Raw genomic sequence first — 20,615 nt, forward strand, 5'->3', positions numbered from 1 at the left:
GAGCAACTCCAGCATGGCTATTCAGAATTCAACATCCGGCCTTGGCTTATTTCTTGTGCGCCTGCTCGTCGGTGGAGTGTTCCTTACGGAAGGCATCCAGAAGTTTCTCTTTCCTGCCGCGCTCGGAGCGGGCCGTTTTGCAAAGATCGGCATCCCGGCGCCGCAATACACAGCGCGGTTTGTTGGCGGAGTGGAAGTGCTCTTCGGCGGTCTGCTGATTCTTGGGCTTTTCACAACCCTCTCAGCAATTCCGCTTCTGATCGATATCTCTGTTGCTCTCTACATTACAAAGTGGCCGATGCTGCACAAGGAAGGCATTTGGCCCACGATGCATGAGTCGCGTGTCGATCTCTGCATGTTCCTCGGATTGCTGGCAATTCTGCTGCTCGGGCCAGGAGGGTTATCCTTCGATCGCTTTCGTAGACGCTCGTTGCGATGACCGTCGCAAGCGAGAGCCTCTTTAACGCCACAAATCTCACGACTTTCTTATCGCGTATTTCTCTTGACTTGGCTTTCCGGGAAAGCTAGCCTGATGCGGATTTTCCAGGCAGCCGCTCAAAACTCCCAAAACTTCTCGTGCGGCTGGCCTCTCATCTGCTCTCAGGCTTTGCCGCCGCCTGCGCGCCGCGGCTCTCCGCAGCACCCATCCCATCCAAGCGAGGCGCAAGCATGGCTACTAGTACGACCACACCTGCCAATACCGTCACGAACTGGTTTGGCAACGTTGTTTCTCACCCCGCCGTCATCGTCGATGCCCACTCTGTCGATGACATTATTGCTGTCTTGAAAAATCCCGCGAAATACCCGGCGCCAGTGCGTGCCGTCGGCTCCAACCACTCCACCGCTCCCTGCGGTACTGCGGATGGCGGCACGCTTATTCGCATGAAGATGAACCAGATTCTGAACATCAACCCCGGTGGGAATCCGCCCACCATTACGGCGCAAGCAGACTGCACTCATCTGCAGATGGCCAAGGCCTTGCAGGCGCAGAAGCTGCAGTTTTATGTAAACACTGAGATCGGTAGTCTCTCGGCAGGCAGCGCCTCCTGTGCAGGAACCAAAGATGCGTCTTTTCCCGGCGAATACGGCCAGGTGGGCTCGTATGTTATCGGCGTGAAGATGGTTTTGCCCTCGGGCGAATTGCTGGAAGTGACAGAGGCAGAGAATCCTGCGCTGATGCAGCTTGTCCGCAGCAGTTACGGGCTTTTCGGTGTCATCTATGAGGTCACCTATCAGGTCAAGGCGCTCACGCCGATGCATGTTCATCACACGACATATTCACTAGCGGATTTTCTGAAGGCTCTACCCGATTTTCAAGCGCTCGGTTACTCGATCATGTACTACATGTTCCCGTTTGTGGACAAAATCACGGTCGAGTTCCGCAAGTACAATCCCACAGCCACTGGCGATCCTGCGCACTTTCCCTGGGTGCTGCGCAACCAGCTCTGGGGAACGACGGGACCCAAGGCAGGCCATGATATCGAACAGAACTTCTCCGTCCCCGCCATTCGCTATGGAATCATCGACTCCTTTAACGCCTTCTGGCGCTCGCAGCTTGAGAATGTCGTGGTCGGTGATAACACGCTACCTGCAGATCAGATCATCGACTATCCGCCCGTCTCCAACGATAGCCGCTATACCTTCTCGCTCTTCGCATTCCCTGAGGCGGAGTTTCCTGCGGCCATCACCGACTTTTATAAGTTCTGCAATGACTACTACAAGCAGAAGGGATACCGCTCAAATCTTCTCTACGTCGGTTATCGCATCGCGCAGGATCAGAAAGCGCTACTCTCCTATTCGTGGGATGGACCGGTACTGACACTCGATCCGGTCTCGACTGCCAATCCTGGTTGGGAGGATTTTCTAGTTGCCTACAACCAGTGGTGCAGCGACCGCAACGGACTGCCACTACTGAATCAGACGCCGGATCTCACGCCAGCTATTTTGCAGAAGGCTTATGGTTCGCGTCTCACGCAACTGAACGAAGCACGCAAACAATACGATCCGGGCGATCGCCTGCTCAATGACTATTTCCGTGTTCTCCTATCGATATAGGGGAACGCGGCAACCGGGGAGGCTCAAGCAGCCGGATGAGATATCCGGCTGCGAGCAAAGATATCCAGAGTACGGGATAGCGGTAACGCATGTCGGACACGACGACGTAATAGAGCAAGGGGTAGAGTGCGAGCGCAGCGATTATGAACCAAATGACAGGCTCACGCCTGCGCATCATTACGATGAGCCCTGGAATGGAGAGCACCGTAGCGAAACGCATCACGTATGCGGTGACATTCTGTTCCGCGATCCAACTTTGCGCAGCCTGCGATCCGCCGCGCCCAACAGATCGAGAGACAAAATCGGGTGGAATCTTTTCGACAACGGGAAACCAGAACGCGATGAACCTCTCGGCTGTGAGTTGTAAAAATTGGCCTTCGTGCGAGGCGATCCATTGTTTGGTTTCCTGAGTCTTGAGCCGGTCGTATCGTACTTCACCCAGGCTTAGAACTGCCTGGGCTTCAGCAGGATTTGTGTTGGGATGATGCGCCTGATAGCAGCCATCAAACTCCTCGCTGATAAGACTAGGGGTGGCGCAATCGTTGTTCGATGCGTACATGGTTGCGCCGAGGTTCGTCCGGGTTACAAATGCGCCTAAAACCAGGTAGTTTCGAGTGCACCAGCCGAAGATGGCAACAGCAAGCACCGAGCATGCAATGAGAGCATTTCTGACGGCTTTGGAGCGTGAACCCTCCGCACGCCAAACGGTGTAGGCCATCCAGGGAATAACTACCAGCAAGACGGAGGGATTGAGCAGAAACAACAGCCCTGCAATGACACCAGCCAGAAGCGTTGCCTGCAGTTCTCGCCCTTTGCTCTCTGAAGGCACCGCGATAAGCAAACAGAACAAGAGAATTCCTGCCACTGTGTAGCTGGTATCCCATCCTGGGAGGCAAGGCATCATACCGATCCACAAAATGGATGCCGCTATACCTGGCAGTTCATCGGCGAAGAACACGTTCGCTATGCGGGGAAGCAACACTGCGGTTACAGCGTTTGCGATCATTGACCCCAATACGGCTGCCAGATATACCAGGCTTGGCAGCCTTAGAATGCGTATGAGAAAAGCTACCATCAGCGGATAGAGCGGTGGATTCATCGCAGTTGGGCCGGTTGCCATGACCCGAAATGGATCACGATAGGAACCGGTGGACACAATGTTTTGCGCAAGCCGCATCATCTCATCGCCTGCGTCTGCGGGATGAATCCACTGAATGACGACTCCAACTAATCCCGCCGCTAAGAAGAGCAGCAGGTGTACATCGGAGCGATGCGTCCGCAGGAGCTTAAGAAACGCACGAGTGCGCGTAAGATTTAGCATTTTGCATCTACTCTAACCGAGTATTTAGTTCCATGCCAGCGTCGCGACGCCATGTACGCTTTCGCCAAAGATAGAAGCAAATTGCGGCACTATTGCTGACGAGCACGGTTGCGATAATTTTGCCGGCGTAGATCGCAGGATTGACGACCTTGACGTAGGGGAAGATTGAGATGAGCAGGCTGAAAAGCGTGGCGAGAAACCCCACGACGCAAACTGCCTTGAGCCAGGGTGAAAATTGCCTGCGCAGTGCGGTCACGCCCGCGATTGGCGCTGCGAACATGGCGAGGTACGTCAGCTCGTAATGCGTAAGACCCGCATTGGTGAGAAGCTGGAAGGCTTCCTGTGCATGCACGCCCGATGTTGCCATGACGACGAGCACCAGCACCAGAGCTGTGGCGCAGAGCGTTGAATTGACCGGTGTCTTCCATCGAGGGCTGAGGCGTGTAAACCATGCGGGAACCAGCGTGTCCCAGCCGACGGCCATGGGTAGGCGCGTTGCTCCAGTGAAGAGATAGCTGGCTGCGCCGAGCAGGCGAAGCTCAAGCAGAAGGATCGCTGTGATCGCCAGCAAGTTGCCGATGCCGGTGTTGCCGAGGGCGATGCGCAGCACCTGCGGAATGGGTGCAATGTAGTCGATGTGGCCGGGCTGCACGAACGTTGCAACCGAGCAGGTGCCGAGGATAAACATGGCGCAGATTACGGGTGACGAGATCCACACGGACTGCGCGATACTGCGGCCGGGATGCTTGCTCTCGCCGGCGAAGATGGCGATGTATTCGAGCCCGCATAACGCTCCGAAGAGCATCTGGCCGAATTGCGCTATGGAGCGAAGATCCACTTGAGGCGTAGCGACCGTGAGCCCAGCATAGTGCGTGATGTGTCCGCGCCATATAGCCCATAGCGGTAGAAAGATAAGTGCGGCAAAGACTGCGAGAATAGCGGCTCCGCCGATGTTGTGAATCCACTTGCCTACTTCAAGGCCGCGAATGGCAGCTACGGTGAGCACGACGAGCAATCCCGCAACGATGGCGAAGGATGCGGCTGGGCTTTCGGGCAGCCATTTTGCGGATGGGCCGATGAGATAGGAAATCTCTGTCGGTGTGGAATAAAGAATGGTCGCTGTAACGGCGATGCTGTAAATCCAGAGATTCCATGCGGTCAGAAATCCGCCGAGGTTGCCGAAGGCTTTGTGCGCCCAGATGTAGAGACCGCCTTCGAGCGGCATGGCTGAGTTGAGCCAGATGACGGCTGCGGCCATTGGCAAATAGAAGGCCAGCATGGCCGCGATCCACATGACAGTCTGCGATGGACCGAGGCCCGCAGCGACTCCGACCCAACTGCTGCCGACCACGCAGAGGATTTGTGCCAGCACCAGATCGGCAACACGCAACTGGCGATGGAGCTGATGTTCTTCTGTGGGAGCGGCTGTCTGTGTTTGCGGATCGGCAGATGCGGAGGGCAGCGCAGACATGGTGCGCTGATGATTGCATATTGGCGGCGAATCCCCTAGAGCGATTTTGATGATGCGAATTGGGGTGAGTTAACTGCGCCAGTGCAGATCGACGGGGCCGTCCATCGGATGTTTGCCGGAGCCATCGAGGCGCGCCTGCTTCAGTGCGAAGTACCACTTGGCCGGCTTGTCCGCGTCGTCGATCAGCATGAGGCTCGGGTTGTGACGCAGGCCCTCGGCCTGCTGGATCATCGTCTCCTGATCCTGCTGGACGAACTTCGCTCCGAAGAACTTTGCGATCGGTGTGACGAAGGGAACGTAGTAGAAGACATTCCACGCGCCGATGACATCGATGCGGCAGGTGGAGGCTGTGACAGGCGTGATGGTTGTGAGGCTGGCGAACCATTTTTTGCCGCAGCGGATGGTTTCGGAGCGGCGATTGGGCAGGACGAAATCGATGGTGGTCTCGACGGGTTCGCCGTAGATGCCGAGCAATTTGTAGGGAGCGGAGTTACCGCTGGGCGCGTGAGCTGCCATGCGAAAGCCCTCGGGAATGGGCTCAAAGCGCTTGGTTTTTTCGCGGATGGATGATCGGCTGCGCCACCACCATGCCTGATGCACGAAGGGACCGTGGGCTGGGTCCATGAGGCCGATGATTCCGTGATCGACGTTGCAGGGTAGATCGGCGGTGAGATGGGCGCTGCGATAGTGCTGGCTGAATTTCGGCAGTTCCGGTACGGGTGGAAGCGCATCCACATCTTTGACGCGGCCAGAGCCGGGACCGGGCACATAGACCCAGGCGTAGCCATCGCGCTCGACGCAAGGGAACGAGGTGGCGTAGATCTTTGTGGCATCAAGATGGTCGTGGCTGGAGAGCGATGGAATCAGTTCGCAGCGGCCCGAGCATGGCTCGAACTCCCAGCCGTGATAGCGGCAGGTGACGCGATTGCCATCGAACCAACCGACGCTGAGCGGGATACCGCGGTGCGGGCAACTGTCGCGCATCGCGAAGATGGAGCCGTCGTTGCGGCGGCCGAGGACGAGCGGAAAATCGAGCAACATTGCTGTCTTGAGCTGTTTGGCGCGAAGCTCGCTGGAGCGAATGGCCGGGTACCAGTCGTCATAGATGAGCGTGGCGCTTGGGCCGGGGATTTGCGTGCCGGCAGGATCGATTGTGGTCAGTCTTGCCATCGTTCCTCACGATAGCACCCGGTGCGCGCAGGTGTTTGTGATCTATGTCGCATGCGGCTCGTTCATCTTGACGAGTTTGCCGTCTTTGAGCAGGAAGCGCTCGCCGCGCCACTCGATGGTGTGGCTGGCGAAGCTCCAGACCCAGATGGCAAAACCAACGAGATCGCGGATGGGCAGCAACCAGAGATCGCGTAATACTTGACGATCGTGCAGCACGCCGACGCCGACCTGCATGGCCGCGCCGAGGCGGAGGCAGAGTGCGAGGCAGAGCAGCCAGAGGCTCCAGAAGCTGGCGCCGGAGGCGAGCACATTGATGCAGGCGAGCGGGATCAGATGCGTGAAGAGAAGGCCGACATAGCCCCACTTGCGGCTGTCGCGCACGGTGCGCGCCCAGCGAAGCTGGTGGCTCCAGAAGCCGCGCCAGTTGTAGGCCGGGACGTGTGTCTCGACGGTCTCGGGCGCAAGTTGGATTGCGTAGCCTGCGGCGGCGATGCGCGCTCCCATCTCGTAATCGTCGGCGAGTTGATCGACGAGGGCTTCGAGGCCTCCGCCAGCCGCGAGGGCTTCGCGGCGGACGGCCAGCGTGGAGCCGAGGCCGAAATGAATGCCGCGCTCGATGAGCCGGGCGACGAGGACGCCGGCCTGGAAGTCGGTGGCGATGCCGAGTGCTTCGAGTTTGGAGCCGAGGGTGAGACGGCCAGTGCTGGTGCGTGAAGCGTGGCCGCGATAGAGGGCAGTGACCATGCCGGTTGGTTTTCGTCCTGCACTACTTTTTACTGTGGCGGCGAACTGGCGCATGACGCGCTCGAGATAATGCGGGCCGACGCGGATGTCGGAGTCGTTGATTAACAGGTAGTCGTAGCGGGCCTCGGCTTGCATGCGGATTAGGTTTGAGACTTTGCCATTAGCGCCGAGACGATTGGGACAAAAAACGAGCTTGATGGCGCGATTGGGAAATTCGGCCATGAGCTGGTGGACTGCGGGCACAGCCGGATCGTCTTCGCTGCCAGCACCGAAGATCAGTTCATATTCGCCTGCGTAGGTCTGTTGGCAGTGGCTGCGGAAGGCTTCGTACATGCCGTCGTCGAAGCCTTTGACTGGCTTGAGGATCGAGACGCCGGGTGCGAAGGCAGGCAGATTTTGCGCACGGCGAGAGGAGAGACGGAAGCTCCACGCGGCGAAAATCGCGAGGAGAGAATACGCCATGCTCGCAACGGTCAAAACCATTGTTGCGATTTCAATTGCCGTGAAGGCTGGCTGCCAGTTCAGACTAAGCTCGTGCATTGCGGGCTCTTACTAGTGTAGAGCCCTTGCCGGAGATGCTCGATCAGCATCGAGAACTACTCGTAACGCAGGGCCTCGATGGGATCGAGATTTGCTGCCTTCCATGCCGGGTAAATGCCGAAGACCAAGCCAATCGTACATGCAACCGTTAGTCCGATCGTGACCCACATTGCCGAGACGGTGGCGGGAAGGCCGATGGGCAGGAAGTAGACAATCCAGGTGATTATCGCGCCGACCATCACGCCAATGATTCCGCCGACGGCGCAGAGCGTGATGGCTTCGGTGGTGAACTGCGTCAGAATGGTACGCTTTGTCGCGCCGAGCGCCTTGCGTATGCCGATTTCGCGGGTGCGTTCGGTGACGGAGACAAGCATGATGTTCATGACGCCGACGCCGCCGACCATTAGGCCCACGCTTGACACGGCGAGCATGAAGAGAAAAAGGCCGGAGGAAAGCTGATCCCAGAGACGCGCGAGTGAGTCGGGGCCGAAGATCTCGAAGTCATCGTCCTTCGCCACGGGTACGTGACGCCGGACGCGCAGGAGTTCGCGGATCTCTTCTTCCACTAGCGCCTTATTTTTCTGGTCGTCGAACTTCACGCTGACCCACATATCTTTCTCTTCAGGATGCAGGTTTTCGAATGTTCCGAGCGGGAAGAATGCGGCGTTGTCGTTGGGATTCTTGCCGCCTCCGAAGGGAGTCTTCTGCTTGTCGAAGACGCCAATCACGGTGTAGAGGCTGGTTTCGATGTTGACTTCTTTTCCGATGGCGTTCTGATCGTCGAAGAGCTGTTCCCAGGTATCGTGGCCGAGCACGACTACCTTGGCGTGGCGTTTGTCTTCGGCATCGGTAAAGAGCCGCCCTTGCACCAGGGTGAAGTCGCGCACATCGGCGAGCTCAGCCGTATCGCCCTGGAGCAGAGTCCCTGCGACTTTTCTGCCGTTGTACTTTACAGAAACATCGCCGACGCGAAAGCTCTGATTCTTGACGTACTGTTTGCCGCCATCGGCTGCAACCACATGAGGCAGCTTACGCAGCGCCATCACATCGTCGAGCGTGAGCTTCTTGCGGGCCAACTGCTCCAGTGTGGGCCTCACGCCGATCACCGGCAGATGGAAGACCCAGAAAACGTTGTTGCCGAGCGAGCTGACGAAGTCGCCAACACGGCTGTTAAGGCCGTTAATGATGGACGAGATAGCGATTACTGACGTGACGCCAATGACGATGCCGAGAATGGTCAAGCCGGAACGCAGCTTGTTTGCGCGCAACGTTTCGAGCGCCATTTTTACCGATTCACTTGCCTGACCTTGCGCCATAACGTAAGCTCCCAGCCTCTAGCTTCTAGCCGCTAGCCAGAAGCCCCTCATTTCATCTGCAGCATAATAGCTAGAAGCCAGGCGCTAATAGCTAAAAGCTGCTCTTACATTTCCGACCGGAGAGCAACAATCGGATCGAGTTTTGCCGCTTTGCTCGCCGGATAGACACCAAAGAATATTCCCGTACCAGCCGCCATTAAGAGGCCCAGGATGATGGAGCCTATCGAAACGGAAACCCGGATATCGAAAATCAAGGTAATGGGTGCTGCTACCCCAATTCCAATGGCTATTCCGATAGCTCCGCCAACCGTAGCCAGTGTGGCAGATTCAATCAGGAACTGCAGCAGCACATCTTTTTGCTTTGCCCCGAGCGCCTTGCGCACGCCGATTTCGCGGGTGCGCTCCGTCACAGAGACAAGCATGATGTTCATGATGACCACACCGCCAACGACAAGCGAGATGGATGCCAGCCCGAAGACGATGATGGTGAAGAGCGAGCTGACCTGCTTCCAGATATCGAGGAAGGTGTCGTTGGTTTCAAGCTGGAAGCTGTCTTCGGCGCCGGGTGCATCATGGCGGCGGATGCGCATGATTACGCGCGCCTGATCTTCGGCCCTCTCCATCACCTTCGCATCGCCATTCGCACGCGAGTAGATAGTCAGTGAATCGTTGGTGCCGTAGGTGTGCTGATACGAGGTAATCGGAACGGCTGCCCAGTTATCCTGCGACTGGCCAAAGGTCTTGCCCTGGCGCTCACCTACGCCAACGATGGTGTAAGGAATGCCGTCGATGCGCAATTCCTTGCCGATGGGGTCTCCGTCGCCCATGATGTTGTCGACTATGTCGTAGCCGACAACGCAGTCGCGGGTGGCGTGTTCGATGTCGGCATCCGTCAGAGCGCGCCCCTCGGCGATGTTGATGTTGTTGAGCGAAAACATCGTCGAGGTATAGCCGCGAATCTCGGTGTTGGTGCTGGATTGGCCGTTGTGGAAGACATTGGTGCTCTTGGAGAGCAATGCGCCGACTTCTTTGCAGTCTGTGCAGCCATCACGAATCGCTTCATAATCGTCGTATTTGACGATCTTGCGCTTCTGATACTTGAAGTACTCTTCCGGCGTAAATATGACCGCGGCCATGCGCGAAATCGTGAATACGTCTGCGCCGTATCCGGAGAGCTTGGTGCCGAAGTAGTCGTTTGCCGTGTTGGTCAGCGTAATGACCATGATGACCGAGGCTACGCCCATGACGACGCCGATCAGCGTCAGGATCGACCTGAGCTTGTTGGCCCAGAGCGACTGCAGTGCGAGCTTCATGGCTTCGGCGAACTTCATTGATCCGGTCGTCCTTAAAAACGCGGCGGGAGGCGGTCTGCCCCGAGTGTAACGCCAAAATGGGCGGGCTGGCGCGCAAAGCAGAGTACGCAGGCCGTCGGCATCCGGTTCCCATAAATCGTTCCCTCGCCAAGGGAACCTGGATTATTCTTCCTCCGTAGATTCTAGTTTCTGATTCAGCCTCGCTGCCTGCGCTTTCCCGTCCTCGCCGGTGGCTGCCGGAGCTTTATGCCCCGTGTTCGTTCATGCACCTCAACTGGAGAGCCTATGCCGCTGAACCGTCTTTCCCACCTGTTCGCCGCCTTTTCTGTTTCGCCTTTGCTCTTTGCCCTGGTTGCTACTGTTCCGGCAGCGGCGGCCCAGACTGCTGACCCGCCGCTGCTGCTCCGCTATCCATCGCTGAGCCAGAACAGCATTGCCTTCCGCTACGCTGACGACATTTGGACGGTTTCCCGGTCCGGAGGAGCGGCGGAACGGCTGACCTCAACCTCGCACGTGACCGAAGGGCCGTTTTACTCGCCTGACGGCTCAGAGATCGCTTACTCGGCCCATGTGAACGGAAATACCGATGTGTATGTCATTCCGGCCAACGGCGGGATTCCGCGCCGGATTACCTGGCACCCGGCTGGAAGCTTTGCCGTGGGCTGGAGCCCGGACGGGAAAGATGTGCTGATCACCACCATGCGCAGCAGCCACCGGCATTATCTGCGCCTTTACCGTGTGCACGCCGATGGCTCGGGCACGCCGGAGGCGCTGCCGCTTCCAGCCGGAAGCAATGGATCGTTCTCGCCCGACGGCCTGTCCATCGCATACGAGCCGATTAGCCGTTGGGAAGAGGCGTGGAAGCGCTACAAGGGTGGACAGAACTTCCCCATCTGGATCGTCAATCTGAAATCACTTGATCTTGAAAAGATTCCATCGAACAACACGCACGACTCAGAACCGGTCTGGGTTGGGGACGAGATCTATTTCCTTTCTGACCGCAACAGCGTTACCAATTCCGATCCGTTCGCAAACGATCATTACGGCCCGGTTTCGCTCTACAGATACGACGTGAAGACGAAACAGGTGACGGAGGCGATTCCAAACAAAGGCCTCGACCTGAAGACATTTCAGGCTGGACCGGGCGGGCTGGTCTATGAGCAGTTCGGCTCGCTGCACCTGGTGGATCTGAAATCGTCCGGCGAGCTTGGTGAGGACCACACGCTCCACATCACGATCCACGGAGATCTCTCAAATCTTGCGCCGCACCTGGCATCTATCGGCCCTGAGGAGATTCATGCAGCGGCGCTATCGCCCACTGGCCAGCGCGCGGTCTTTGAGGCGCATGGCGACATCTTTACCGTGCCGGCGGAGAAGGGCGATACACGCAACCTGACCGATACCTCGGGTGCAGCCGAGCGGTCGCCAGCGTGGTCGCCGGACGGCAAAACGATTGCGTACTTTTCAGACGCCTCGGGCGAGTACCAGCTTCATCTGCATGACCAGACTGGATTCAAATCGCCGGTGGTGATCGATCTTGGGCCGAATCCCTCGTATTTCTACGGCCTCACGTTTTCGCCTGATTCGAAGCACATTCTGTACACGGATAAGCATCTGCATTTGTGGTATCTCGACCTGCCGGGCAAAGACGCCAATGGCAAGGAGACGCCCGCTGGCAAGCCGGTGCTGGTGGATACGAGCAAGCAGGGTGGTTTCGGCGAGGGCAACTTCAGTCCTGCGTGGTCGCCTGATTCAAAATGGATCACGTATACGCGTGATCTGGACAACAACCTGAAGGCGGTCTTTCTCTACTCGGTTGAGAAGCATGCCTTTACGCAGGTCACGGATGGGATGAGCGATACCTCCAGCCCGGTTTTTGATGCGAATGGCAAGTATCTCTACTTCCTGGCCTCGACTGACGATGGACCGTCGAGCGCAGGCATCGATCTCTCGAGTCTGGACCGCGCACAGACCAGCGCCGCCTATGTGGTGGTGCTCTCGAAAGATGAGGCATCGCCGATTCCGCCGGAGAGCGACGACGAGAAGGTGAAGGAGGAAAAGCAGGACGATAAGAGTCCCAAACCGCCTACGCCGCCTACGCCGCCCAAGACCTCAGCGGACGATAAGAACGCCAAGAAGGACAAAACTGAAGCCAAGGCTGACGACAAGGACGGCAAGAAGGAAGACAAGACCGAGGACAAGAAGGTTGAGGTCAAGATTGACCTCGACGGCATCGGCAACCGCATCCTCTCGCTGCCAGTGCCATCGCGCAACTATGAGGGGGTGGTTGCAGGCAAGGCCGGCGTGATCTACCTGCTGGAAGGCTCACCCTTTGGCCGCAGCTCGGAGGAGGGCGGTGAACCAGGGATTCGCGGAGTGTGGCGCTTTACGCTGGAGAAGCGGAAGACTGAAGAGGTGTTGTCTGAGATCGATGGCTTCGATGTTTCCGCGGATGCCTCGAAGGCGCTGATTGCCGTGCATCACAACTTCATCATCATGGGCACCGACGATCTGAAGCCAGGTGGCGGTCCGGATGGCAAGCATCCCAATCTTGGCAACATGACAGCGAAGATCGATCCGCGCGCCGAGTGGAGGCAGATGTTCTATGAGACGTGGCGTATTCAGAGGGATTTTCTCTACGATCCGCACACGCATGGGCTTTCGATTCCCAAGATCGAAGCGAAATATGAGCCTTATCTTGCCGGGCTTTCGAGCCGCAGCGAGTTCAGCTATCTCTCGACAGAGATGCTGGGCGAAGTGACCATCGGCCACATGTTCCTGGGTGGCCCGTTCCATCCGGAGCACGCTCCGCGGACCGGGCTGCTTGGCGCGGATTACACCATCGAAAATGGCCGCTACCGGATCAGCAAGATTCTCGGCGGCCAGAACTGGACTCCGGGGCTTGCTTCTCCGCTGACGCTGCCGGGAGTCTATGTGAAAGAAGGTGAATACCTGTTGGCTGTCAATGGCAAGGAGATTCACGCTAACGACAATCTCTATTCGTTCTTTGACGGAACGGCAGGACTGCAGACATCGCTACGTGTCGGTCCGAATGCGGATGGGAGCGGAGCCCGCGACGTCACCGTAGTTCCTATCGAAGATGAGGACAATCTACGTGGTCTGGACTGGATCGAGTCGAACCGGAAGAAGGTCGATGAGCTCTCGGGCGGCAAGGCGGCTTATGTTTATATGCCGAATACCGGAGGCTCCGGTTATACGAACTTCAACCGCTACTTCTATGCGCAGCTCGACAAACAGGCGCTGGTGCTGGACGAGCGGCACAACGAAGGCGGATTTATCGCCGACTACGTTGTGGATGTGCTGAAGCGCGAGCCGCTCTCGGGGGCGATTGAGCGCGATGGCAAGGCGCTGCATGATCCGGTGGGCGCGATCTTCGGGCCTAAGGTGATGCTCATCAATCAGGACTCAGGCTCGGGCGGCGATGCGATGCCTTGGTACTTCCGCAAGGCGGGCATTGGCGAGCTTGTCGGCAAACGTACCTGGGGCGGATTGGTGGGTATTGGCGGCTATCCGGTACTGCTAGATGGTGGACGCGTCACGGCGCCACGCTACGCGATCTATGGCCTGCACGGCGACTGGGAGGTGGAGAATCACGGCATTGCTCCAGATGTGGATGTGGACATCACGCCAAAGGATTTTATGGCTGGGCATGATCCGCAGCTTGAAACTGGAGTGAAGATTGTGATGGAGCAGCTCAAGGCGCATCCGGTGCCAGAGATTCCGATTCCGCCTTACCCGAACTACCACGAGCATGATGGGCTGGGGGTCAAGTAACTCAGACCAGAGCAAACGAAGGGCGGCCGATGCGTTGGCTGCCCTTTTTATTTTGAAGGATGACGGAGAGTGCTACTTGCCTGAGCTGCCGAATCCTTTTTCGGCCCGAGTTGAGTCGGCGAGCGACTCGACAACGGAGACCGTTCCCGTCAAGACCGGCACGGGAATCATCTGGGCGATCTTGTCGCCGGCGTTGAGGCGGACTGCCTCGTCGGTGAGGTTGGTAAGCAAGATCTGGATTTCGCCGCGGTAGCCTGCGTCGATGACTCCGCCAGTGACGGCGATGCCGCGCGAGGCCATGGAGGAGCGGTCACGCACGAGCAGGCCGAGCGCAGCGCCTGTCTCCGGATGGCGCGCTTCGACGGCGATTCCTGTTTTCACCCGAACCGAGGCGCGAGCCCACAGTTCTACGCTCTCCAGTGCAAATATGTCGTATCCCAGGTCTTCGCCCGGATGCGCCACTTCAGGCGCACGGGCTCCCTCAGCCAATAGCTTCACACGTAGCATTTCTTCATCGTAATCGTATGATGAGATGGAAGGATATGATTTAATACGATAAAGTCATATTGAGGTAAACGATGCGGACAACCAAAGCAATTTCCATTACATTGCCCTCCGCCTTGTTGGAATCAGCGCAGTCCCTTGCAAAGCGCGAAAATCGGACGATGAGCGAACTCGTGCGCGAAGCCTTACGGAAATATGAAGAGCTGCAGGAGCGCAAACGATACTGGGATGAACTCAATGCCTTCGGACGCGCCTCGGCTGAGAAGATCGGCGTTCATAGCGAGGAAGACGTAGTCAGGATTGTTCGCGAATCGCGCCGGGAGCGGAGATAACGCTCAATCCAACATGCGAGTAGTGCTCGACACCAATGTTGTGATTTCTGCGCTTGTGTACGGTGGCAAACCGAGTCAGGCGCTGCGGCTCGCGCAAGACTCCATCATTCAGATATTGACTTCTGAGCCGCTGCGCGCCGAAGCCGAGCGCATACTCGCCGAGAAATTTGGCTGGCCTCCGGTCATGATTGCGAGAGGCTGCAGACCAATCTGGCGCATAAGCGAATTGATCGAACCAGACTTCGTTTTGACGGATTGCCCGGACCCTGATGACAATCGAGTTCTTGAATGCGCGGTGGCTGGTGCTGCAGACTGCATCGTCACAGGCGACAAGGTTCTTCTTCGCATGCATCCGTTTCGCGGCATCGCGATCATTCCCACGGATATCTTTCTCAGGCTTAACCCGGAACTATGATTGGGGACACGAAGTAGATCGGCCCCGGCAGGTGTTCCCTGCGCGGGGCCGTCGTCAAGCAAGTGAGCCTGTAAGCCGAATTCTGTCGTGTGCGGTCATTCCTCTAGGCGCCGCGTTGCCGCGGACGCTCATCAGCGACCTACCCGGAGGTTTCGACACTTGCTCGAACCGCCTTATACGTGACGGGTAGCCACGCCTCGCAGCCGGGTTCTTCGGCTCCAGCGAGTCCCTCCCTATTTGGTCTTGCTCCGTGTGGGGTTTACCCTGCCTCACGCTTTACAGCGGGAGCGGTGCGCTCTTACCGCACCTTTTCACCCTTACCCCGGCGGGACAAGCTCGAAAGCTCATCCGGACGCCCTCCAAAGGAGGGGTAGCCGAGGCGGTATCTTCTCTGTGGCACTGGCCGTCTCGCAGCCTTGACACTGCGATCCCGGACGTTATCCGGCACACTACCCTGCGGAGTTCGGACTTTCCTCCCCCGGCAGCTTCTCGCGAAGCGCCGGCAGCGACCGCCCAGCTCCCTTGCTCTGCTTATTCTATCGTGATTCCGATTTTCTCCCCGGCGAAACGCCAGCCCGTATTTATAGATCTGTAGTTATAGATCTGTCGCCCAGTCTTCGATCGAGCGCAGCATGCGAACCCGAGTGAAAACGTGATCGCGCGTGACCAGCACGGCCTCGGTTGCTACCGCGTGCGCTGCAATCAACAGGTCCATCGTCGCGAGGGTTATTCCATGGGTTTCCAGTTCATGACGGGTTTCGGCATAGGCAAGCGCCTCTTTGGATTGCCAGGGGAGAATAGCGAAATGCGCCAATAAGTGTTCTATGGCCTGTCGCCGCTGTTGCGAAAGACCGTGGCGGGCCATTCCAAATCGTATTTCTGCTTCCGTGATGACGGAGATAGCCACGATCGTATCGGACTCTGCGATGCGGCGTTGCATAGTGCCTCGCGCCGCAGGAGAACTACCCTTGGCGATATAGCTGAAGGTATTCGTGTCCAGGAGGTAGAGACGGCTCACTGCTTCGTCCTGCCAGAATCTCGTACAGCGAACAATGCATCCAGTTCGGGACGCTCCTGTGGTTCCTGCCGATCCCTGTCTGCTTCGTTCAAGAACTCATCGGGGAGCCGAGCCGCATCCAGCGCGGTAAACACATCCTCAAGTGCGGGGACCTCCGACAGAATCACGTCCCCGCTCACCGCGTCACGCCGAATCGCTACTTCTGAAGAATGGAAGCGGAACTCGCGCGGGATGGTGACGTGCTGGCTGCGTCCGCTCATGAATACACGTGCCTTTTGCATCATCGCCGCCCCCTGCTGTATAGCATAGATATACAGCATGCTTCGAGGACTTGCAAGTCCTCGTTACTGCGCCTTCCCTACTGCCTTACTTAGATATGCTTTCTGCAGTACAGCGAACGCCTGCTTCTTCACGCCCTGATCGCTCACCAGCCCTTTGCGGTTGAAATCATCCTGGATTCCTGACAGCATGCGGCGCGGGGAGCGGAAGTCCATCAGGCACCACGGGCTCATGCCGCGTAGTTGCGGAATTTTGCTGAGCATGCCGAACTGGTGCTTGTAGAGCTCGGCCTGGTACTCCTCGGTAAAGAACGAATTTGCGGGGGTGTGCTTGCCTGCTTTGGCTCCCCCGCCAAACTCGCTCATGATCTGCGGCTTGTCATACGCAATCTGCCAGGTGGTTTTGTCGATTGTCGATAAATCGCCCTCGTACCAGCCGGTGTATTCGTTTGTTCCGATCACATCGAGATACTGTCCAAGGGGATCGTCCACGATCTTTGTCGTTCCCTGGGTACGCACCAACAGCGCCGCAGTGATGAGCCGCGTGGGGTCGAGCTTGCGCGCTTCCGTTGCCAGCGATGAGATGAACTTTGTCCGTGCATCGTTGACAGGCGTTTCATTGGCCATGGACCAGAGAATGATGGAGGCATGATCGCGCGAGGTGTTGATCTCTTCATCGAGCTGGCGGCGGGCCTTGTCATACACCGCCAGGTTGTCGAACTCGACGGCCCAGTACACCGGATTCTCCGACCAGATCAGAATGCCAAGCTTATCCGCTGCGCGCAGCATGTTTTCGTCATGCGGATAATGCGCCAGCCGCGCAAAGTTGCAGCCAAGCTGCTTGGCCCAGCCAAGCAGAGTTTCGGCATCTTTCTCAGACCACGCGCGGCCGGTGCGATACGGAGCCTCAGCGTGGATGGAAACGCCGCGCAGGAAGATCGGCTTGCCATTGAGCAGAATCTCCGTGCCCTTGACCTCGATGGTGCGGAAACCCATGAGCTCGTTCACGGAGTCTGAGCCAGCTTTGATGGCAACCGGATAGAGCTTTGGCGATTCGGGAGACCAGAGCTTTAGCCCCGGCGCCTTCATCTCTATATCGGCGACGCCGTCGGCTTTTAGCGTCGCTTCAGTTTTTGCCCCGGTTTCGCCGATGCTGACCGAAACCTTGTCTCCGCCCTGGCCGCCTTCGACATGGACCCAGCCTTCGATTGTGTCTTTGCTGTCGCGCGAAAGATGCAGATCGTACTGGTCGATGAAGGCACCGGGCACGGTAATGAGCGAGACTTCGCGTGTGAGGCCGCCGTAGTTGAACCAATCGGTTTGCGCGGTCGGCACGCCATCGTCGCGGCGCGTGTTGTCGACCATGGCAACGATAAAGTTGGTATCGGGCTTGAGCGCGGCGGTTATGTCGCAGGCAAAGGCTGTGAAGCCGCCCTCATGCTCACAGACCTTTTTGCCATTGATCCAAAAGATGGATTTGTAATTGGCTGCGCCGATGCGGAGAAATATTTTTGTTCCGGGCTTGAGATCGTAGTGAAAGTCCTTCTCGTACCACATTGGCCCCTCATACCAGAAGAGCTCGGGCCGCTGCGTATTCCAGTCCCCTGGCACCTTGAGCGTGGGTGCTGTGGCGAAGTCGTAATCCATCGGCGGACCGCCGGGCTTGAAGTGCTGGTTGAGAAACCATCCATCTTTGCGCTCGTGATTGTGGAAGTCGTAAATGCCTGTTCCGTATTGATCGGGGATCGCGTGCCACTCGCCATTGAGCGACATCTGCGGCCTGCGGTCTGCGCCGGTGAGCACGATGGAGTCGCTCTGAGCTCGCGCGATGCAGGCCGATCCATTAACCAGCGTGACCAACATCAAGAGGACAGGACGCAGATGTTCTGAACGCAATCGCATGGAGACCTCGATGGATTCAAATTGAACCGTACCGCTCGTGTCCGCGCTGACTTACGCGACTGTTGCCTGAGCAGCCTCATCCTAAACGTCGCGCCTGCGGTGTGTCGCGCCGTTTAGGACACAAAGAAAAGACCCGTGCCATGGTTACGAACCTTAGGCGACGGGCCTCACTCACTCGATGGTTTTGACGCTTAAGCGCCCAGAAATTCCACGTGTACATACGTACCGAGCCGCACGTTGTAGGCGAGGTACCATCCAGGATGATCAGGATCTTCGTAGATGATGACATCGTCCGAGTCCCACAGCCATCCATCGCAGTAGGCTACGTCAAACGCCGCAACGCTGAAGTAAAAGCCATTGAACCAGAAACGGCCAGGTCCGCCGCCCTGCAAACGCCAGCGATGATCCGGCCCGAAGCCGCCGGTGAAATGACCATGCTCCCAGGGATGATCGAGATGATAGTGGGGATCATCCCGGCCCGTGTCATGACCCACCCAGGTGCTGCGGCTGCCGTGCTCATCGACGTGCGGCACCTGCGGATGTCCCTGCTTGTCTGAGTAATCTCGATGTTCCTGCACCGGATGCGGCGTGCCATGAACCGGCGCCGGACCGTGCATAGGCGGTTGCGGAGTCGGGCGCATACCACCGCCGGGACGTTGCGCAAAAGCGGGCACTGCCGCGACCAGTGCGATTGAAAGAAGTTGCGCGTAAAGCTTCATGGTCTTTTCCTCCGTGACGGCTGCTGCGTAAGCTGGTGCGCCGCCGGTTTTTGCTCAGCCGCCAGATGGTTGATGGTCGGCTTGAGCATACCTCGGCCAATTTGAACCCTTAAAACTGCTTCAAGTTGTCCGCATCGAAGAATTTACACGTTCTACGGCATTAGCGGCATAAATTTTGTTTTGTTTAGGAACAACTTATAAAGAAAAAGGAGCAACCAGTCTGTGGCTGCTCCTGTTACTAACAAAAACGTTGCTTTCTACCTAGACAGTGGCGTGTTCCCGCCGCCAGGAATAGAGCGGGAACTGATTCGCCAGCTCGGTCACTTCTGCGCGGATGCGGCTGAGTGTTGCTTCGTCGGTGCGATGATCGAGCGCTTTCGCGATCCAGCTTGCGATGAGACGCATCTCCGGTTCTTTCATGCCACGCGTAGTCAACGCCGGTGTGCCAATGCGAATGCCCGAGGGCTTGAGCGGCGGATTTGTATCGTAGGGAATCGCGTTTTTGTTGACCGTGATGCCAGCTTTACCGAGAGCGGCCTCTGCCTCGGAACCAAGCATGCCGCCCGGTGCGCCACCGCGAAAGACATCGACAAGCATGACGTGATTGTCGGTGCCACCTGAGATAATGCGCCATCCAGCATTGGCAAGCGCCTCAGCGAGTACCTGAGCGTTGGCCACCACCTGCTTTGCGTAAACAGCAAACTCGGGTTGCAGCGCTTCACGGAAAGCTACGGCCTTGGCGGCGATGATGTGCACCAGCGGTCCGCCTTGTTGGCCGGGGAACACTGCCTGATCGATGGCTTTACCGATGGTCTGCTCAGGCTTCGCGCCTGCCTGATAGTCCTTGCCCGCGATGACCAATCCAGAGCGCGGTCCGCGCAACGTCTTGTGCGTGGTTGTGGTCGTCACATGCGCGTGCGGCACAGGCGAGGGATGCGCTCCACCAGCGACAAGACCTGCGATGTGCGCCATATCAATGATCAACTTTGCGCCGACTTTGTCAGCGATCTGCCGCATGCGGGCAAAGTCCCACAGGCGCGAGTAGGCGCTGGCTCCGCCGATGATCGCCTTGGGCTTTTCCCGCTCGGCGATGGCTTCGAGCTCGTCGTAATCGATGGTCTCAGTATCTTTGCGCACGCCGTAGAATGTGGGCCGGTAGAGCTTGCCGCTGAAGCTGAGCTTATGTCCGTGTGTGAGATGGCCGCCATGCGCGAGGTCAAGACCGAGAATCGTGTCGCCCGGCTGCAGCACAGCCATGTACGCCGAAGCATTTGCCTGTGAGCCCGAGTGCGGCTGCACGTTCGCGTATTCGGCGTTGAATAGCTGTTTTGCGCGGTCGCGGGCGAGGTTCTCGACGATGTCGGTAAATTCGCAACCGCCGTAGTAGCGCTTACCGGGATAGCCCTCAGCGTATTTGTTCGTAAACACCGAACCTGCTGCCTCCAATACTGCTTCAGAGACGAAGTTCTCGCTGGCAATCATCTCGAGGCCTTCGTGCTGGCGCAGTGTTTCGTGTTCAATGGCGGCTGCAATTTCCGGATCGGCCTTGGCGACGGGGAGAGCGAAGAAGTCTTCGATGCGGTCAGTCATATCAAAATTTTAGCGTGACGGAGCGCCGTGCGCTCTTTCGGCCACGCGTTGCTCGCCCCGATGGCTGGATCGTGAACTCTCAAAAACATTTGCGAGGCATGCGCAACTAGCCACTGGACGCTGTGTTTCATC

Annotated in this window: 17 protein-coding genes and 1 other RNA gene; 5 read left to right on the forward strand and 13 right to left on the reverse strand. The window is 57.6% G+C overall.

Annotation, left to right across the window (positions count from 1 at the left end):
• Positions 1-13 precede the first annotated feature (13 nt).
• Positions 14-439: a DoxX family protein gene (locus OHL22_RS22615; RefSeq protein WP_263342069.1), complete on the forward strand. Its 426-nt coding sequence runs from the start codon at positions 14-16 to the stop codon at positions 437-439.
• A gap of 230 nt (positions 440-669) precedes the next feature.
• The gene (locus OHL22_RS22620) at positions 670-2,055 is read left to right on the forward strand and encodes an FAD-binding oxidoreductase (RefSeq protein ID WP_263342070.1); all 1,386 of its coding nucleotides are present in this window, start codon (positions 670-672) and stop codon (positions 2,053-2,055) included.
• Here OHL22_RS22620 and OHL22_RS22625 read toward each other — a convergent pair.
• The 6 genes from OHL22_RS22625 to OHL22_RS22650 all read right to left on the reverse strand — a co-directional run bounded on the left by OHL22_RS22625 (position 2,021) and on the right by OHL22_RS22650 (position 9,948).
• The gene (locus OHL22_RS22625) at positions 2,021-3,376 is read right to left on the reverse strand and encodes a hypothetical protein (RefSeq protein ID WP_263342071.1); all 1,356 of its coding nucleotides are present in this window, start codon (positions 3,374-3,376) and stop codon (positions 2,021-2,023) included. The genes OHL22_RS22620 and OHL22_RS22625 overlap by 35 nt on opposite strands.
• Positions 3,377-3,383: 7 nt before the next feature.
• Positions 3,384-4,847, reverse strand: a complete 1,464-nt coding sequence (locus tag OHL22_RS22630) for an APC family permease (protein ID WP_263342072.1) — start codon at positions 4,845-4,847, stop codon at positions 3,384-3,386.
• A gap of 69 nt (positions 4,848-4,916) precedes the next feature.
• The gene (locus OHL22_RS22635; RefSeq protein ID WP_263342073.1) at positions 4,917-6,017 is read right to left on the reverse strand and encodes a Rieske 2Fe-2S domain-containing protein; all 1,101 of its coding nucleotides are present in this window, start codon (positions 6,015-6,017) and stop codon (positions 4,917-4,919) included.
• A gap of 42 nt (positions 6,018-6,059) precedes the next feature.
• Complete coding sequence (gene hpnI / locus OHL22_RS22640) at positions 6,060-7,301, reverse strand: bacteriohopanetetrol glucosamine biosynthesis glycosyltransferase HpnI (protein WP_263342074.1); 1,242 nt, start codon at positions 7,299-7,301, stop codon at positions 6,060-6,062.
• A gap of 56 nt (positions 7,302-7,357) precedes the next feature.
• The gene (locus OHL22_RS22645) at positions 7,358-8,617 is read right to left on the reverse strand and encodes an ABC transporter permease (RefSeq protein ID WP_263342075.1); all 1,260 of its coding nucleotides are present in this window, start codon (positions 8,615-8,617) and stop codon (positions 7,358-7,360) included.
• A gap of 104 nt (positions 8,618-8,721) precedes the next feature.
• Positions 8,722-9,948: an ABC transporter permease gene (locus OHL22_RS22650; protein WP_263342076.1), complete on the reverse strand. Its 1,227-nt coding sequence runs from the start codon at positions 9,946-9,948 to the stop codon at positions 8,722-8,724.
• Positions 9,949-10,215: 267 nt separating this feature from the next.
• Between OHL22_RS22650 and OHL22_RS22655 the strand changes: the two genes are divergently transcribed.
• Entirely contained in the window at positions 10,216-13,725 is a 3,510-nt protein-coding gene (locus tag OHL22_RS22655; RefSeq protein WP_263342077.1) for a S41 family peptidase, read from the forward strand.
• Positions 13,726-13,797: 72 nt separating this feature from the next.
• Here the strand turns inward: OHL22_RS22655 and OHL22_RS22660 are convergent, their stop codons facing one another.
• Entirely contained in the window at positions 13,798-14,232 is a 435-nt protein-coding gene (locus tag OHL22_RS22660; protein ID WP_263342078.1) for a dUTP diphosphatase, read from the reverse strand.
• 71 nt (positions 14,233-14,303) lie between these two features.
• Between OHL22_RS22660 and OHL22_RS22665 the strand changes: the two genes are divergently transcribed.
• Together OHL22_RS22665 and OHL22_RS22670 are read left to right on the forward strand one after the other, a co-directional pair.
• Positions 14,304-14,561, forward strand: coding sequence for a ribbon-helix-helix domain-containing protein (locus tag OHL22_RS22665; protein WP_263342079.1), 258 nt, complete (start codon positions 14,304-14,306; stop codon positions 14,559-14,561).
• Positions 14,530-14,976, forward strand: coding sequence for a putative toxin-antitoxin system toxin component, PIN family (locus OHL22_RS22670; protein WP_263342080.1), 447 nt, complete (start codon positions 14,530-14,532; stop codon positions 14,974-14,976). The genes OHL22_RS22665 and OHL22_RS22670 overlap by 32 nt, the downstream gene beginning before the upstream one ends.
• A 55-nt stretch (positions 14,977-15,031) precedes the next feature.
• Here the strand turns inward: OHL22_RS22670 and rnpB are convergent.
• The 6 genes from rnpB to glyA all read right to left on the reverse strand — a co-directional run bounded on the left by rnpB (position 15,032) and on the right by glyA (position 20,483).
• An RNA gene (rnpB, locus tag OHL22_RS22675) (RNase P RNA component class A) lies at positions 15,032-15,501 on the reverse strand.
• Positions 15,502-15,571: 70 nt separating this feature from the next.
• Positions 15,572-15,994 carry a PIN domain-containing protein gene (locus OHL22_RS22680; protein ID WP_263342081.1) on the reverse strand — a complete coding sequence of 141 codons (423 nt, stop codon included), beginning with the start codon at positions 15,992-15,994 and terminating at the stop codon, positions 15,572-15,574.
• On the reverse strand, positions 15,991-16,314 hold the full coding sequence (locus OHL22_RS22685) for an antitoxin (RefSeq protein WP_263342082.1): 324 nt from the start codon (positions 16,312-16,314) through the stop codon (positions 15,991-15,993). The genes OHL22_RS22680 and OHL22_RS22685 overlap by 4 nt, the downstream gene beginning before the upstream one ends.
• Positions 16,315-16,338: 24 nt before the next feature.
• Positions 16,339-18,174, reverse strand: coding sequence for a glycoside hydrolase family 2 protein (locus tag OHL22_RS22690; RefSeq protein WP_263342083.1), 1,836 nt, complete (start codon positions 18,172-18,174; stop codon positions 16,339-16,341).
• Positions 18,175-18,365: 191 nt separating this feature from the next.
• Positions 18,366-18,893: a hypothetical protein gene (locus tag OHL22_RS22695; RefSeq protein ID WP_263342084.1), complete on the reverse strand. Its 528-nt coding sequence runs from the start codon at positions 18,891-18,893 to the stop codon at positions 18,366-18,368.
• A 261-nt stretch (positions 18,894-19,154) separates the two neighbouring features.
• A complete protein-coding gene (gene glyA / locus OHL22_RS22700; RefSeq protein ID WP_263342085.1) occupies positions 19,155-20,483 on the reverse strand; it encodes a serine hydroxymethyltransferase in 1,329 nt (442 codons plus the stop codon).
• Between the last annotated feature and the right edge of the window lie 132 nt (positions 20,484-20,615).

This window comes from Acidicapsa dinghuensis (assembly GCF_025685685.1).
In the GTDB taxonomy this organism is placed as follows: Bacteria; Acidobacteriota; Terriglobia; order Terriglobales; family Acidobacteriaceae; genus Acidicapsa; species Acidicapsa dinghuensis.

What these genes read in the sequence shown, in the direction of transcription:
- OHL22_RS22630 (WP_263342072.1), bottom strand. Translation starts at nt 4,847, where the DNA reads ATGTCTGCGCTGCCCTCCGCATCTGCCGATCCGCAAACACAGACAGCC.
- OHL22_RS22665 (WP_263342079.1), top strand. Translation starts at nt 14,304, where the DNA reads ATGCGGACAACCAAAGCAATTTCCATTACATTGCCCTCCGCCTTGTTG.
- OHL22_RS22655 (WP_263342077.1), top strand. Translation starts at nt 10,216, where the DNA reads ATGCCGCTGAACCGTCTTTCCCACCTGTTCGCCGCCTTTTCTGTTTCG.
- OHL22_RS22615 (WP_263342069.1), top strand. Translation starts at nt 14, where the DNA reads ATGGCTATTCAGAATTCAACATCCGGCCTTGGCTTATTTCTTGTGCGC.
- OHL22_RS22625 (WP_263342071.1), bottom strand. Translation starts at nt 3,376, where the DNA reads ATGCTAAATCTTACGCGCACTCGTGCGTTTCTTAAGCTCCTGCGGACG.
- OHL22_RS22635 (WP_263342073.1), bottom strand. Translation starts at nt 6,017, where the DNA reads ATGGCAAGACTGACCACAATCGATCCTGCCGGCACGCAAATCCCCGGC.
- hpnI (WP_263342074.1), bottom strand. Translation starts at nt 7,301, where the DNA reads ATGCACGAGCTTAGTCTGAACTGGCAGCCAGCCTTCACGGCAATTGAA.
- OHL22_RS22650 (WP_263342076.1), bottom strand. Translation starts at nt 9,948, where the DNA reads ATGAAGTTCGCCGAAGCCATGAAGCTCGCACTGCAGTCGCTCTGGGCC.
- OHL22_RS22685 (WP_263342082.1), bottom strand. Translation starts at nt 16,314, where the DNA reads ATGCTGTATATCTATGCTATACAGCAGGGGGCGGCGATGATGCAAAAG.
- OHL22_RS22620 (WP_263342070.1), top strand. Translation starts at nt 670, where the DNA reads ATGGCTACTAGTACGACCACACCTGCCAATACCGTCACGAACTGGTTT.
- OHL22_RS22690 (WP_263342083.1), bottom strand. Translation starts at nt 18,174, where the DNA reads ATGCGATTGCGTTCAGAACATCTGCGTCCTGTCCTCTTGATGTTGGTC.
- OHL22_RS22660 (WP_263342078.1), bottom strand. Translation starts at nt 14,232, where the DNA reads ATGCTACGTGTGAAGCTATTGGCTGAGGGAGCCCGTGCGCCTGAAGTG.
- glyA (WP_263342085.1), bottom strand. Translation starts at nt 20,483, where the DNA reads ATGACTGACCGCATCGAAGACTTCTTCGCTCTCCCCGTCGCCAAGGCC.
- OHL22_RS22645 (WP_263342075.1), bottom strand. Translation starts at nt 8,617, where the DNA reads ATGGCGCAAGGTCAGGCAAGTGAATCGGTAAAAATGGCGCTCGAAACG.
- OHL22_RS22695 (WP_263342084.1), bottom strand. Translation starts at nt 18,893, where the DNA reads ATGAAGCTTTACGCGCAACTTCTTTCAATCGCACTGGTCGCGGCAGTG.